This is a genomic window from Chitinophaga sp. GbtcB8 (assembly GCF_019091455.1).
GTDB lineage: Bacteria > Bacteroidota > Bacteroidia > Chitinophagales > Chitinophagaceae > Chitinophaga.
Genome location: NZ_JAGXJN010000001.1, coordinates 162,237 through 178,257 on the forward strand (window position 1 = coordinate 162,237; position 16,021 = coordinate 178,257).

Genomic DNA, 16,021 nt, shown 5'->3' on the forward strand with positions numbered 1-16,021 from the left:
TACGTACCAAGAAAAATATTATCCTATCTTTAAAATAAATTTTCACGTAAACAGTTATAGTAGTAGCCTATACACCCGGCATCCATGAATCGCTATCGACCTTTTTTAGTATCCTTCTTTTTCCCCTGCGCTGTTGGTTTGGTGTTATTGATTACGGGTTCCTTAGCGGTAAATGCCCAGAGCAGATCGCCCCGCAGCACACAGGATTCTACGAGAATGCCCAATAACAGGCGCTCAGCACCTCCTGTAAGAAAACCGCCTGTGCCGCATGTGCAGGACAGGCGGACGCCTTCCGAAAAGATGGCGGAAAAGAAGTTTACCTGGACCCGCCGGTTCATGCAGAACATGGTAACGCGGTACAACTACTACTTTCACGCAAAAGTTAAGCTGGATGCGGTGGTGAAAAGTATTGCCCGCCAGGGATTGGATAATTATAACGACCTGCTTCCCTTTTACCCTTACAGCCTGCAGGACCTGGGCCTCAGCAAAACAGAGCTGGATTCCGTGATCCTGAAATCTTCCGTAGGCATACAGCTGCACGATCCCCGCGGTAAGTGGATAGATGATTGTTACCTGCTCATAGGCCGCGCCTACTTTTATAAAAGCGACTGGGAGAATGCCCGCAAAACCTTCCAGTACATGAACCTGGCCTTTGCGCCCAAGAATAAATCCGAATACAATACCGTAATAGGATCTACCCGCAACGATGTTATTTCCATTGCCACCAGGGAAAAACGCAAGGGCCTTTTAGGCCGCTTTAAACATAAAAAGGTGCGGAACGATGCCTTTCTGTGGAATGCCAAAACCCTGCTGGAGGAAAAGGAGTATGATGAGGTGCAAAGCCTGCTGAACGTACTGGAAGCAGATCCTAACTTTCCCCACCGCCTTTACGGGGAGCTGGCAGAGGTACGCGCGTACAGCCATTATAAACAGGGCATGTATGCAGAGGCCATGGCCCCCCTGCGCCTGGCCATTACCGCCTCCCACAATAAGGAAAGCCGCGCCCGTATGTCGTACATACTGGGCCAGCTCTATGCCCGGCACCAGCAGCCCGATTCCGCCATGGACATGTTCCGCAAAGTGATCAAACAAAAGCCGGATCCTATGATGGACCTGCAGGCCCGCCTGCAGATAGCCCGCCTGAACACCGTGAACGGGGATGCCGGTATAGAACAAAGCCTGGCCGCCCTGCGCACCATGTTAAAAAAAGAACGTTTTATCCCCTACCGGGATGCTATTTATTATACCATGGCTACCCTGGTAGCGCCCAAGAGCCCTGAAACCGCCCTGGGTTATTTACAAAAATCCCTTAGCCAGCCTGTTGTAAACCCCGTACAAAGATCATTGTCGTTTATGTTCGTAGCAGATATTTACTACGCACAGCGCAAATACCAGCTGGCCAAGAACTATTATGACAGCACTGCCAGTGTAATGCCGCCGGACTTTGCCGATGCTCCCGTGGTGAACACCCGTAAAGCCGTATTGGGCGATGTGGCGGAGAAAGTGAATGTAATACACCGGGAAGACAGCCTGCAGCGTATTGCCGCCCTGCCGGAAACAGAACGCAAAACCCTGCTGGACAAAATGGTGGCCGATATTAAAAAGGCCGCGGAAGCAAAAGCCAAAGCAGAAGCAGCCCAGCAGGAAGCAGATAATAATAGTAATAACCAGAATAGTATGCTGGCCAATAATGCCTTTGGCAATAATACTGGCCGCAATAACCCGGGCGCTGCCAATAACCAGGGCAATGACCAGGGCGACTGGTATTTTTATAACCAGGGCAGCAAATCATCCGGTTATTCAGAGTTCAGAAGGCGCTGGGGCAACCGTAAGCTGGATGATAACTGGCGCCGCAGCTCCAATACCGCAGCCAACTTTACCAATAATAATAACATAGACGCAGCCGGGGTTACCACTGATTCAGCCCATATGACCACAGCCGAAAAGCTGAAAGCATTACCGGCAGATAGTGTGAACAGCTCCCTGCTGCTGGCCGACCTGCCGCTAACACCGGAGAAGCTGGATTCCTCCAGGAGCCTTCAAATGAATGCCTGGTTTGACCTTGGCAAACTTTACCACGATAAGCTGGATGCCACAGAGCTGGCTATAGAAACATATGACAGCCTGTTGTATAAATACCCGGACCATCCCAAGAAACCCGAGGTTATTTACTCCCTGTATGTATGGCATAACAGCCTGAAAGGCCATGAAGCGCTGGCCGCTAAGTACAAGGATATGATGCTGACACAGTACGGTAACACCAACTTTGCCAATATTATTAAATATGGCGCCCTGAAAGATGTGGATGCCGACAAAAAGAAAGGGATAGCCACGGCCTACGACTCGGCCTACACCGCTTTCAAAACCGGCCGGTACGACCTGGCCCTGGAAAGAAAACGCCAGGCCGATACCACCTACGGCTTTAACTTCCTGCAGCCTAAGTTTGACCTGCTGGAAGCCATGATCATTATAAAAACAGATACTGCCGATATAGCTACAGACAGCCTGTTCCTGGGTAAAAAAGCTGTACAGGCAGTACTGGCCAAATACCCCGGCGACAGTGCCGTTCAGCAGCAGGCACAGGCCCTGCTGGATGCGCTGAACCACAAGAAGGACCTGGTAGCTTACCTGGCCCAGCTGCAGATCCAGAAACGGGAAGCCGGCGCCATGGTAGATGAAGATGTTTCCATCCGCTACCCCTGGCAAACACCCAAACCCAACTTTACGGATTCTGTAGGGTTAAAGACCAACCAACCGGTAAACCCTGCTGTGGCTAATAAGGTAACGGCTGCACCACCGCCGCCCATGAAACCTGTAACGCCGTATAAGCTGATGAATACGCCGGTACCGCATTTCGTGGTGCTCTCTTTCCAGCGGGTGAATAAAGCGCTGATAGATGAAGCACTGGAGAAATTTACCCGTTACAATGCAGCCCAGCACGCGGCAGACCATATTGAGGTAGGCAGCTTTGTGCTAACGCCCAACGAGATCATGCTGGTGTTCCGCCTGTTCCCGGATGAGAACAAAGCGCTGGATTATTTTGATGAGGTACGCACCAAGGCCCCTGTAGATATTATTCCCCGCATACGCCCCACTGATTATAATATGTTCATTATATCCAGGGACAATTTCATATTGCTTAACAGCACTAAAGACCTGCCGGGATACCAGGAGTTTTTTAATAAGAACTATGTAACGCAACAGTAGCGTCAATTACGATGGGAAAGATGGGGGGATGTAATGGGAAATGCCGACGATGGTTAACTCGTAATTCGTAATTGAATAATCCGTAATTCATTGATTTCCTTAAGGCACTGTTAAATAGCCCATAAATCCTGGCAAATTTTCATAGTTTTGCCTGATTGTTGCACTTAATTTATTTATAATATTATCAGATGAAACGATCCGTAAAAATACTCTGGACCGTGTTATTGGGTCTGTTGGGGGTTTTTGTCTTACTGTTATTACTGATCAATTTCCGGGTAATAGGCAATATGCCCTCCATGGAGGAGCTGGAAAACCCGCGCGCAGCCTTAGCCTCCGGGGTAATTGCAGAAGATGGGACCATTTTGGGAAAATATTACCAGGTAGACCGTTCCAGCTCTGATTACAACGAGATCTCCAAGAACGTGATCAACGCCCTGATTGCTACAGAAGATGAGCGCTTCTACGAGCACTCCGGTATAGATGCCCGCAGTACCATTGCCATTCCCTTTTACCTGATGGTAGGGAAAAAACGTGGTTCCAGCACTATTACCCAGCAGCTGGCCCTGAACCTGCAGTCCGATAATGCAGGTAAAAAACGCGCCAGCAACCCGGTAGTACGTGGTTTCCAGAAGCTGCAGGAGTGGCTCATAGCCATTAAGCTGGAGCGCAATTTTACCAAACAGGAGATCATTACCCTGTACCTGAACACCGTAGCCTTTGGAGATAACGTATATGGTATTGAAAATGGCGCCCGCACCTTTTTCAGTAAAGATGCCGGCCACCTTTCCATAGAGGAAGCAGCTACCCTGGTGGGTATGTTAAAAGGTAACACCATCTTTAACCCCCGCCGCAACCCCGCTGCCTCCCTGCTGCGCCGTAATACGGTAATAGACCAGATGGAGAAGAACGGGTACATTACCAAGGCAGAGGCAGAAGCTGCCCAAAGCCGTCCCATTGTACTGCGCTATAATAAAATAGACCATAACAAAGGCCTTGCTCCCTACTTCAGGGAAGTGCTGCGCGATGAGCTGAAGGATTGGTGCCAGGCACATAAAAAAGCCGATGGTTCCGAATATAACCTGTACCGCGACGGCCTTAAAATATACACCACCATCAATCCCCGCATGCAGCTGTATGCAGAGGAAGCGGTTAGCAAGCACCTCATGGATCTGCAGAAAGTATTTGCTGCCCAAAGCAACATTAAATCCGGCAGCGTGTGGAAGAACTGGCAGAAGTACCTGGACCGCTACATGAAAGAATCAGACCGTTACCTGGATATGAAAGAGGCCAATGCCTCTGACGACGAGATCAAAAAGGCATTTAACACTCCCACCAAAATGAAAGTGTTTGCCTGGAGAAGCCCCTCTGAACAAGATCTGAACGAAATTGATACGGTGATGACGCCCATGGACTCCATCCGTTATATGCGCGCCATATTACAGGCGGGCTTTATGGCCATGGACCCTGAAAGCGGTGAGGTAAAGGCCTGGGTAGGCGGACCGGATTTCCGTTATTTCAAGAACGATCACGTATCCAGAACCCGCCGCCAGGTAGGTTCTACCTTTAAGCCCTTCCTGTATTGCTTTGCCATTATGAATGGCATGTCGCCCAATACCATGCTGCCCAATGAGCCTATTACCATTGGCAACTGGACGCTGACCCGCAATTCGGAAGGCAGCGTAGGCGGGGAAATAACTATGGCCGGCGCGCTGGCCCGCTCCCTGAACCTGGTATCGGCCTACCTGATCAAACAGCTGGGCGCAAGGGCATTTGCAGATTTTGCCAAGAATAAAATAGGCTTCACCAGCGATATACCACCCTACCCTTCCATTGCGCTGGGTACACCGGAAATATCCCTGTATGAAATGCTGCAGGCCTACACCATGTTCCCGGCCCGCGGCATTATTACCAAACCTATTTACATTACCCGTATAGAAGACCGCAACGGTAACATACTGGAAACCTTTGCCCCGGTAAAACGTGAAGTGATCAGCGAGAACGAAGCCTATACCATGGTAAAGATGATGGAAGGCGTAGTAGGACCCGGCGGTACCGGTGCACGTATGCGTTTCCGTTATAAGATGGAAGGTGAGATTGCCGGTAAGACCGGTACCACCAATGATAATACCGATGGCTGGTTTATGGGTTATACCCCGCAGCTGCTGGCAGGCGCCTGGGTAGGTTGTGAGAACAACTTCCTGCGTTTTAATACCACTGCTGCCGGCCAGGGCGCCAATACCGGCCTGCCTATATGGGCGTACTTTTTCCAGAAGGTATATGCGGATAAAACGCTGAAGATAGATTCCAAGGCACAGTTCTCCATACCTCCTACCCTGCAGAATGATATTTACCTGAACTACGATTCCAATGTAAAACCAGGTGCAGAAGCAGAGGATGTAGGCTCCGGAAGCGCCAGCGATTATATTGATGTAAGCCAGTACGGCGAAGAACCTGCCCCGGCGGAAAAAGATAAAAAGGAAGCGGAAAAAGAAAAGGAACAACAGAAAGAGAAGGACAAGGAAAAAGAAGGGCAGCAGCCCAAAGCAACTTACCCGCCCCCGCCGCCTAAGAAAGATAACTGATCATTCACCAAACATACTCACAAAGGGAGGCCGTAAGGCTTCCCTTTTTTTATTGTGTATCCAGCACAAAACATTCGGTTGCATAAAAGGGATAAGGCCCATATGCTCCCCATATACACCCCCTATAAGCACACCCTTATAAGAGGGGGCTTATCTACAGCTTACTATCGGGTAAAGGTTATGTTTGATATGAGGATCCCAAACTATCATCATAAAATTATCCGCAATAAAAAAGGGAAACCTTCCGGCCTCCCTTTAATATCTTATATAATCGGTTATTAATTATTTCTTGCGCTGCTGCGGTCCCTGCATGCCCTGCTGGCGTTTCTGCATGTCCTCCAAACGCTCCTGCCACTTGGATTTGGACACTGGCTTCTTCTTATTCTCCTGGATGCGGGCGTGGATCTTGTCGTGGTTGATCACGAAAGTTTGTAATACCCACTGCAGGGCAATACTGATCACGTTAGACAGGAAGTAGTAGAATGTTAAACCAGCAGCCAGGCGGTTAAATACGCCTAACAGCATTACCGGGAAAATGTACGGCATGTACTTCATTACCGGATTGCTCTGGTCGGCCATACCACGGTTGTAGAAGGCCAGCACCAGGCTGGTAGCCGTCATCAGCAGGGTGAACAAGCTCACGTGGTTACCGTAAAAAGGAATATCAAACGGTAAGTTCATGATAGAATCGTAGGTGGACAGGTCTTTTGCCCACAGGAAACTTTCCTGCCGCAGCTCAATAGAGGATGGGAAAAAGCTATACATGGCCACCAGGATAGGCAGCTGCAGCACGGCTGGTAAACAGCCGCCCAGCGGGTTCACGCCAGCGCTTTTGAACAGCTTCATCTGGTCCATACCAAAAGCCTGCTGGTCATCGCCATGTTTTTTGCGCAGTTCATCCAGCTCCGGTTTCAGCACTTTCATTTTAGCCTGGGATACATAGCTCTGGTAGGTGAAGGGCGCTATGAGCAGGCGGATGAAGATGGTGAGCAGTATAATAATAATACCGTAGTTGCTGATAAAACCACTGAGGAAGTTAAACGTAGGGATAATGATCCATTTGTTCACATACTTCACCCAGAAGAAAATACCGGAACCCAGGGGGATAATATTCTCCAGCCCAATATCAAATGATTTCAGGGTTTTGTAGTGGTTAGGACCATAATAGATCTGTACCGGGTAGCTGAAATCATGTGCGCGGTTATACGGAATATCCAGCGTGGTAAAGGTTTGCCCTACAATGTTACCGCTTACCGGCACCTTGGTATTTACATCGGCGCTGTTAAACGGCGCATCTTTGGATGCTATCAGGGTAGTATTAAAGAACTGCTGTTTTACGCTCAGCCAGTGCAGCTTGGTGTCAAACTTCTCATGGCTGGTACGTTGCAGGGTAAAATAATCGTGCTTATCCTCAACATTGCTGTAGTGCACCTGGTTGTTCAGGCGCTCATTCTGCATGTCGTGCTCCTGGATGTGGTTTTCATTATTCCATTGCAGCTGCAGCGTATTCTGGTTAGCCGGCAGCGCTTTTTCCATACCCACGGCGTGAATGGTGTAATTCACCAGGTAGCCGTTGGGTTTCAGGGAGTAAATATATTCCAGGTATTCTGAAGCGTTGGTTACTGAAAGGCGGTAGCGCAGCGTTTGCGTACCATCTGCGCCTTTTTCAACCTGGCTCCCGGTAAAATACAGGTTGGCTGTATTTAAGGTATGATTGTTTACCGGCAGCTGCAGGGATAAGCGGTTAAAAGAGCCTTCTACCAGCATAAGCGGGCCACCGGCAGCATTTTTAAAGTCTTTTAACTGTACAGTTTCCGGCTGGCCGCCTTTATTGGTAAAGGAGATCTTTACCACCTTATTTTCCAGCACTATATTTTGCTCAGTACCAGTAGCGGCGTTGGCAAAAACACCGTATTCGCCGGCCAGTTGCGCAGAATCGGGCTTGCTGCTTGCCTGGCTGCTGGTATCTGTAAAGGTTTTGGGCTTGTTCAGGTTAGCAATGGAATCCTGCCGGGCTTTGTCCCTGAGGGCGGTGGTCTGTTGTTTCTGGTTAAAAACGATGTAGCCTACCAGTAAAACCCCTAGCAGTATAAATCCAATGACCGAGTTTCTGTCCATCGAAGTGCAATTAAAATTTAGGCAGCAAAGGTACGTGAAAAATGTGCAAATGTGCAGATATGCAAATATGCAATGATGGAAGAGGAAAAAATGTGCAAATGTGCAGATATGCAAATATGCAGATGTGCCAATGACAGAAAGGACTAATCAAAAAAAGCAGATGTACAAATGATAATCAATTGATTACCATTTGCACATCTGCACATTTCCATATCTGCACATTTTTTTATTTACGGGTGATGAACGATCTTCTTTTCGTCGGTAGCTTTAAGCTTGCTGTTCTTACCTTCTGCATACTGCTTGGCAGCGGCTATAAAGTGTACGAACAGGGGCGCCGGGCGTTCTACAGTGCTTTTCAGCTCCGGGTGGAACTGGCAGCCTACAAAGAACGGGTGGTCTGGCAGCTCTATCATCTCTACCAGGGTGCTTTCCGGGTTATGGCCGGAGGTTACCAGGCCTGCTTTCACAAAATCTTCCTGGAACTCGCTGTTAAACTCATAGCGGTGGCGGTGCCTTTCGCTGATATTCGTGCTGCCGTAGATCTGGGCTGCACGGGAGCCAGGTTTCAGCTGGCAGGCATAAGCGCCCAGGCGCATGGTACCGCCTTTGGCTGTTATCTTCTTCTGCTCCTCCATTAAACCAATTACCGGGTGGGCGGTTTCAGGGTTCATTTCGGTGGAGTGGGCATCTGTCCAGTGCAGCACGTTACGGGCATATTCTACCACAGCCATCTGCATACCTAAACAAATACCAAAGAAAGGCAGGTTGTTTTCACGGGCATACTGAATGGCCGTGATCTTACCTTCTATACCACGGTGGCCAAAACCGGGTGCTACCAGCAGGCCGTCCAGGTTGCGGAGCTTATCGCCCACATTATCAGGTGTAATATGTTCAGAGTGCAGGTTCTGCACCACTACTTTACATTCATTTACCGAGCCGGCATGTATAAACGATTCCAGGATGGATTTATAGGCATCCTGCAGCTCCACATACTTACCGATCAAACCAATGGTTACTTTGGTTTTAGGATATTTCAGCCTATCCAGGAACTCGCGCCATTTGATCAGCTCAGGTTCTTTTTCTACCGGCAGGTTCAGCTTTTTGAGGCAGATCACATCCAGCTTTTCCCGCATCATTTCCAGCGGTACTTCGTAAATGGTGCCTACGTCGTTCGCTTCTATTACCGCATCTACCTGTACGTTACAGAACAGGGCGATCTTCTTCTTCAGATCGCGGTACATAGGCTCTTCTGTGCGGCATACAATAATATCCGGGTGCACGCCATTCTCGCTCAGCAGCCTTACAGAGTGCTGAGTGGGTTTGGTTTTCAATTCTTTAGCAGCGCGCAGATAAGGGATCAGGGTGAGGTGAATGACCAGGCAATCTTCTTCGCCCAGCTCCCACTGCAGCTGACGTACCGCCTCTACATAAGGCAGGGATTCAATATCGCCCACAGTACCGCCCAGCTCCGTGATCACAATATCATATTTACCGTCCTTGCCCAGGAGCAGGATGCGGCGTTTGATCTCATCTGTGATGTGGGGGATCACCTGCACGGTTTTACCCAGGTAGGCGCCTTCCCTTTCTTTATTAATAACGGTTTGGTAAATACGGCCGGTGGTAACATTGTTGGCCTGGGAAGTAGGTGTGTTCAGGAAACGCTCGTAGTGCCCCAGGTCCAGGTCGGTTTCGGCGCCATCTTCGGTTACGTAGCATTCCCCGTGTTCATAAGGGTTTAAAGTCCCGGGATCCACGTTGATGTACGGATCAAATTTCTGAATAGTCACTCTAAAGCCGCGTGCCTGCAATAGTTTAGCCAGCGAGGCGGCTATAATTCCTTTTCCCAATGAGGAAGTAACACCTCCCGTAACGAAGATATATTTTGCCATAAAAACTAAATTCTGAAAAGATTTCCCTGACCTAGGAGGAAGCGCCGGACTTTGTTTGGTGTAATCTGTACCTGTCAAGTAGAATTACTTCCGAAGGTCAGGCAAAGTTAACACAAAATTTTTATGAACCTTCAACCTCCACCGGATTACCTGTATTAATTATCCAGAATGTGTGGATTAGCCCCTGGAATTTTGCTAAGTTTGCGGTTCGGAAGTCCATGGACCATTGTCCATAGTCCATTGCCTGTAATACGCTGCATATCAAGCGGGTAAAGGCTATGAACCACCGGCCATGGACTATGGACCAACTATAAACATATGACTATTACGCCCAAACATGCCCAGGATTCAGTGATCAGGATGACAGAGCTGGTATTACCGAATGATACCAATACTTTTGGCAATTTAATGGGCGGCCGCCTCATGTACTGGATGGATATTGCAGCGGCCCTTGCCTGTATGAAACATTGCAGCGCGCCGGTGGTAACTGCCTCTGTGGATAACATTTCTTTTGAAACGCCTATCAAGCTAGGCAATGTGGTACATATTGAAGCCCGGGTAAGCCGCGCTTTTACCACCTCTATGGAAGTGCATATGCGTGTATGGGGCGAGGATCCTGTGCAGCAGTACCGCTATAAATCCAATGAGGCGTTTATGACCTTTGTAGCCCTGGACCCCAATGGCAAGTCCCGCCCAGTGCCGGCCATTATTCCTGATACCGAAGAAGAGAAAAAATTATACGATGGCGCGCTCCGGAGAAGGCAGCTACGCCTGATATTAAGCGGCAAAATGAAACCGGAAGATGCTGGTGAGCTGAAAGCGCTGTTCTTTGAGAAAGCAGCAAAATAAGGATCACTTCATTATTTGTTGCACAAATAAATTACCTGGCAGCCTTAGCGGCTGCTCCCTTCAAACTGCCGCTATTTACGCTACATCAACATCCCATTCCCGGTAAAACTGTTCCAGGAACTGCTCCATAAAACGGTGCCGCTCTTCTGCCATTTCTTTGGCCGTATTGGTGTTCATACGGTCTTTCAGCAGCAGCAGCTTTTCGTAAAAATGGTTGATGGTTGGCGCAAGGCTTTGTTTGTACTGTTCCTTGGTCATGGCCATGTTGGGTGTAACTGCAGGATCGTACATAGGACGGTTCTTAAAGCCTCCATAATTAAACGTACGTGCTATGCCAATAGCGCCCAAAGCATCCAGCCGGTCCGCATCCTGTACCACCGCCAGCTCCGGAGAACAGAAGTCCGGACGATGGTTCCCACCCTTGAAGGAGATGTTCTGAATAATGGACACTACATGTTTGGTCACAGATTCCGGTGCATCAATAGACTGCAGGAACGCGCGCGCCTTTTCAGGCCCAACCGTTTCATCGCCATTATGAAATTTGGAATCTGCAATGTCATGCAGCAGGGCTCCCAGCTCTACTACCAGCATATCTACGTTTTCTTTGGAACCAATATGCCTGGCCAGCTGCCAAACCCTTTGAATGTGCCACCAGTCGTGTCCGCCTTCTGCGTGGGTCAACTCCTTCTTTACATAGGTTACGGTGGGGTTGATTAGTTGTGTCGATAAAGTTGTTTCAATCATACGCACTTAAAACTCTTGTTCACTATAAATATACTGAATATTAAGATGTGTTGAGCACACATAACACGATAATAACACCTTTACCGGAGCCCCTTTCGGGCCCGGTAGAAGGTAAACTACAGGGAAGCGGGAATCCTGGTTGATAAATGGATCTGCGCGTAGCAAATAATAATAATTTAATGGGGCAGATCAGGGGTTTGGCGCGGCATAAGGCGGAGCCTTTTTCGCAACTAATAGGTTTCAAGGTAAAGATCTTAGATGGCCTTAGCTTACCCCGGGACCCGTTAAGTCGAACCCCGCCTATGACCGCTACTATCTTTTTTGCTGTAACAGCAATAAAAGGAATCTTGGAAAGAACAAAGGGAACAGCGCGGGTAGCGCTGCTCCCGTCAGTTGGTTTTATGATTTTGTCTTTTGTGTAACCCTGGTGAATGCATATTTCAGCATTAGTATGTGATAATATCCGTTCACCATTGTAGCATAAAAATAGAGAGATAAATTGAATTTTTATCTATTCAAGCATTAAAATAGCAACATATTTTTAATTATAATATAATATTAGAGTTAGTCACTAAGCAATGTTTTCCACTTTAATAACTTGATTTACAAGTTTATAAATAAATTTAAATGGTGATTTAGCAAATACCCCTTTAGATCACTTGGCAGCTTAACAATTATATTATAATAATACACATATAAATAATTGGGCGGGAAATACCTTACAATAGACATCCGGTATAGGAACAACCTATTAAAAAGGATCCGGGAATAAAAGGGAGATTAATTAAAGGAAAGGATTTACTGTTCTTTTTCTTTTTCCTGCACCAGCACATCGGTGATCTTATTCAGCTGTTTTACCTTTTCGGTAAAATCGCCTTTCAGGCGGTCACGGATAACCTGCAGCTTGTTCAGTACTTCGTCGAGGGTGTCGGGAATGGCTTCCTGTAATACCTGTTTCAGGCGTTTAGCCACTGTGGGGGATTTGCCATTGGTGGAAATGGCAATTTTGAGATTTCCTTTCTGTACAATAGAGCCCAGGTAAAAATCACAGAGCTCGGGGGTATCGGCTACATTAATGAGCACCTTGCTGCATTTGGCCTTTTCCCAGATGGTATAGTTCAGCTCTTTATCGTTAGTGGCGGCTATTACCAGGCTTTTGCCGATCATATCGCCACAGGAAAATTCTTTTTGAATAAGGGTAATGGTATGATGTTGCTGCGCCAGTGCTTCTACTTCCGGTAAGAACCAGGTTGCCACCACGGTTATGTTGGCATCCGGGCAATTCTGCAGCATGGCATTTAGTTTTTCATGGCCGATGTTGCCGCCGCCTACCACCAGGGTGTGCAGGCGGTTCAGCTTAAAGAATACGGGAAACAAATGGTTCTCTTCCATGACCTGAAGTTAATTCACTTTCACCTGACAATCGTTCACATTATACTGCCATTTTTAATTCAGCAGCCAGCTTTTCCTGCATGGCCTGGAACGCTTCGTGGAAGCGCACCACCTCTCCTACTATAATAACAGCGGGGTTGCGCAGCTCATGGCTGGCAGCTATGTGTGCCAGGTCGTTCACCGTGCCTGCGCCTATTTTCTGGTTGGGCAGGGTACCGTTCTGGATAATGGCGGCCGGTGTGCTGCCTTTGCCCTGTGCGGCATAAGCAGCGGCTATTTCAGCTACCTTGCTCATACCCATTAATATTACTACGGTTGTATTGGCCTGGATGGCAAATTCAAGGTCGCGGGCAAGATTGCCGTTCTGGGTATTGCCGGTGATCACCCAAAAACCTTCGCTTACATTACGTGCGGTAACAGGTATTTTGTTGATGCCCGGTACGGCTACTGCGCTGGATATGCCCGGCACTATTTCCGTTTCAATACCAAACTGCTGTGCAAAGGCCATTTCTTCCTGGCCACGGCCAAATACAAATGAATCGCCGCCTTTCAGGCGTACCACGCTGCCAAAAGTAAGCGCGTATTTAACGATCATGCGGTTAATCTCATCCTGAGAATATACATGCATACCGGCGCGCTTGCCTACAAAGCGTTTCAGGCAGTTGGCAGGCGCGTGTTCCAGCAGTTCATTATTCGACAGCGCATCGTAAAGGATCACTTTTGCCTGCTGTATCACTTTCAAACCTTTTACGGTGATCAATTCCGGATCACCAGGTCCTGCACCTACGAGCGTTAATTTTGGAACTATTGGTAACATATACTTCTCTTTAGTGGTGAGGGACGCGGGCCCCTCACCTTTTAATAATTTATGCGTTTACGGGAACAGCGGCGGTAGCAGCTGCTTCGCGATAGGCTTGTGCCTGTTGGTAAAAATCAGCAGCCTGCTGGTGGTATTGTTTGGCAAAACTTTCAGCCGGTTCGTGCTCATTGATCTGCATTACCACTGATTTAAACCCACCTTCAATATTGATCTTACCGGTAGCTACGAAATGTTTATCAAAATCGTTGATGATACCGTGCTGTGTGTTGCAGCTTACACCTTCGCCCAGCAGCAGCGATTTAGCGCCCTGTACAAAGGCTGAATAAGCATGGTAGATGCCATCTGCATACTGGCCTACTGCCAGCGCATCGGCGCTCCAGCCCAGCTTTTCTTCTGCCTCAAACAGCAGGGTAGCTACCAGGTCTATTACCACACCGGCGCACTCACCTACGCCAATGGCCGTTGCATATTTTTCTTCATGGCCCCAATCCACAAAATCTTCATCCCGCAGGGAAGCCAGGTCTGTTAAGGGTTTCAGCAGCTCGTAAAAATAACGATCGCCCTGGCGGTCGAAATAGTCATTGAACAGCTCATCTTCCTGGCCGTTTGCATCAAAATCATTCAGCAGGGAACGCAATACATCGGGGCCGCGTTTGCTGGGTACTTTAATAACCTTATCGGCTACACGGCCTACGCCGTTACCTACAATACCACCGCCTAACAATACCTGCAAAGCGGGTAATGTTTTGCCGGCGCTCTTTAAAGAGCTGCCGTGAAAACCAATGGATGCAATACCATGCTGGCCGCAGGAGTTCATACCACCGCTGATCTTTATTTTAATATCCTTGTTGTATACCAGGTCAGGAAATTCATCGTGGATCACCTGCTCCAGCTTAGCGGCAATACCGGTGCTGCTGCTGATACCCAGGTTACAGGTATCGGTACCGGGGCATGCGGTAATATCTGCAATACTGTCAAAACCCGGTGCGGCATAACCTACTGCTTCCAGCACGCTGAACACGTAAGGTAAATGTGCAGGACGAATATATTTTAACAGTAAACCCTGGTTGGCAGTTACCCGTACATCATTTGCTATAACGGGTTTCAGCGCTTTAATCAATTCGCGGGAAGTACCGGTGCTGATGTTGCCCAGCGGCACGCGTATATAAGCGGCAAAAAAGCCTTTTTGTCTTTGCTCAAATACGTTGGTTGTTTTCCAGGCTTCATATTGCTTAGGATCTTTGATGCTGTAGGCAGGCAGCGCGGGATTTTCTTCCGGCAGCGCTACTTCTTCTTCAGTACCATCAATCACAAATACTTTTGATTTCAGGGCTTTGTGCTCTTCCTTTACCAGGCGGTCAAACTCTTCCCAACCTATTTTCTGGATCAGGAATTTCAGCCTGGCTTTGTGACGGCTGGCCCTTTCACCATAACGGTCAAATACGCGCAGTACGTTCTCTATATAAGGGATCAGCTGATCAACTTCTAAAAATTCAAAAGCGGTGTGGGCCAGGTAAGGCTGTGCACCCAGGCCGCCGCCTACCATTACTTTAAAACCCCGTACCTCTTTACCATCTACCTGGCGCACTTTAGGGATCACGCCTACATCATGCATGAAAGCCCAGGCAGTATCCTTATCGCTGGAAGAAAAGGCGATCTTGAACTTACGGCCCATATCCTGGCAAATAGGGTTGCGCAGGAAATAGCGGAAAGTAGCATCTGCATAAGGTGTTACATCAAACGGTTCATCCGGGTCAATACCGGCTTTGTCAGATGCAGTAACGTTACGTACGGTATTACCGCAGGCTTCACGTATGGTCACATCATCTTTTGCCAGCTGTGCCCACAGTTGCGGCGTTCTTTCCAGGCTCACGTAGTGGATCTGGATGTCCTGGCGGGTAGTGAGGTGCAGGTTGCTGATGGAATACTCGTCAGATACGTCAGAGATCCGGGCCCACTGCTGCAGCGTCATTTTACCGTAGGGTAATTTAATGCGTATCATTTGTACACCGGGCTGGCGCTGGCCGTAAATGCCGCGTGCCAGGCGCAGGCTGCGGAATTTTTCATCCGGTATCTGCCCTTCCCTGAACAATTTGATCTTTTTGTCCAGCTCAATGATATCTTTCTCTACAACGGGATTTTCCAGTTCTGTTCTGAAGCTTTGCATACTGATCTGATTTACGATTTACGGTTTAGATTTACGATTTATGGCGGAGGTGGTGGATCGTAAACCTGGTATCTAAAATTAAAGCCTCCCTTATGCAAGGAGGCTTTATATAAGTAATTGTAATACAATACTTTTTTCTATCGTTATATAGCTATGCCTCCTCATATAGCCTATATTCCCATAATTTTAGTAGACTAATACAAAGATATACAGCCCGGGCAGATTAACAAAACTTTTCGGGTGAAAAGCGGGC

9 protein-coding genes are annotated in these 16,021 nt (G+C 48.1%); 3 read left to right on the forward strand and 6 right to left on the reverse strand.

What is annotated here, in order from left to right; genetic code table 11:
* Positions 1–84: 84 nt before the first annotated feature.
* Both KVT36_RS00770 and KVT36_RS00775 read left to right on the forward strand, forming a co-directional pair.
* A complete protein-coding gene (locus tag KVT36_RS00770; RefSeq protein ID WP_217601597.1) occupies positions 85–3,207 on the forward strand; it encodes a tetratricopeptide repeat protein in 3,123 nt (1,040 codons plus the stop codon).
* 188 nt (positions 3,208–3,395) lie between these two features.
* Positions 3,396–5,789, forward strand: a complete 2,394-nt coding sequence (locus KVT36_RS00775) for a penicillin-binding protein 1A (RefSeq protein ID WP_217601598.1) — start codon at positions 3,396–3,398, stop codon at positions 5,787–5,789.
* A gap of 282 nt (positions 5,790–6,071) precedes the next feature.
* On the opposite strand, the gene yidC is transcribed toward KVT36_RS00775, so the two are convergent.
* Positions 6,072–7,907, reverse strand: coding sequence for a membrane protein insertase YidC (gene yidC, locus KVT36_RS00780; protein ID WP_217601599.1), 1,836 nt, complete (start codon positions 7,905–7,907; stop codon positions 6,072–6,074).
* Positions 7,908–8,137: 230 nt separating this feature from the next.
* The gene (locus KVT36_RS00785; RefSeq protein ID WP_217601600.1) at positions 8,138–9,796 is read right to left on the reverse strand and encodes a CTP synthase; all 1,659 of its coding nucleotides are present in this window, start codon (positions 9,794–9,796) and stop codon (positions 8,138–8,140) included.
* Between the two features lie 318 nt (positions 9,797–10,114).
* Here KVT36_RS00785 and KVT36_RS00790 point away from each other — a divergent pair, with 318 nt between their 5' ends.
* Positions 10,115–10,645: an acyl-CoA thioesterase gene (locus tag KVT36_RS00790; protein WP_217601601.1), complete on the forward strand. Its 531-nt coding sequence runs from the start codon at positions 10,115–10,117 to the stop codon at positions 10,643–10,645.
* Between the two features lie 75 nt (positions 10,646–10,720).
* Here KVT36_RS00790 and KVT36_RS00795 read toward each other — a convergent pair whose 3' ends face one another.
* From KVT36_RS00795 to KVT36_RS00810, 4 genes are all read right to left on the reverse strand, one after another.
* Positions 10,721–11,326: an HD domain-containing protein gene (locus tag KVT36_RS00795; protein WP_254639779.1), complete on the reverse strand. Its 606-nt coding sequence runs from the start codon at positions 11,324–11,326 to the stop codon at positions 10,721–10,723.
* An 861-nt stretch (positions 11,327–12,187) separates the two neighbouring features.
* The gene (locus KVT36_RS00800) at positions 12,188–12,781 is read right to left on the reverse strand and encodes a bifunctional precorrin-2 dehydrogenase/sirohydrochlorin ferrochelatase (RefSeq protein ID WP_217601603.1); all 594 of its coding nucleotides are present in this window, start codon (positions 12,779–12,781) and stop codon (positions 12,188–12,190) included.
* A 40-nt stretch (positions 12,782–12,821) separates the two neighbouring features.
* On the reverse strand, positions 12,822–13,598 hold the full coding sequence (gene cobA / locus KVT36_RS00805; protein ID WP_217601604.1) for a uroporphyrinogen-III C-methyltransferase: 777 nt from the start codon (positions 13,596–13,598) through the stop codon (positions 12,822–12,824).
* A 49-nt stretch (positions 13,599–13,647) separates the two neighbouring features.
* Positions 13,648–15,768 (reverse strand): HEPN domain-containing protein, encoded by a 2,121-nt coding sequence (locus tag KVT36_RS00810; RefSeq protein ID WP_217601605.1) that lies wholly within the window; start codon positions 15,766–15,768, stop codon positions 13,648–13,650.
* Between the last annotated feature and the right edge of the window lie 253 nt (positions 15,769–16,021).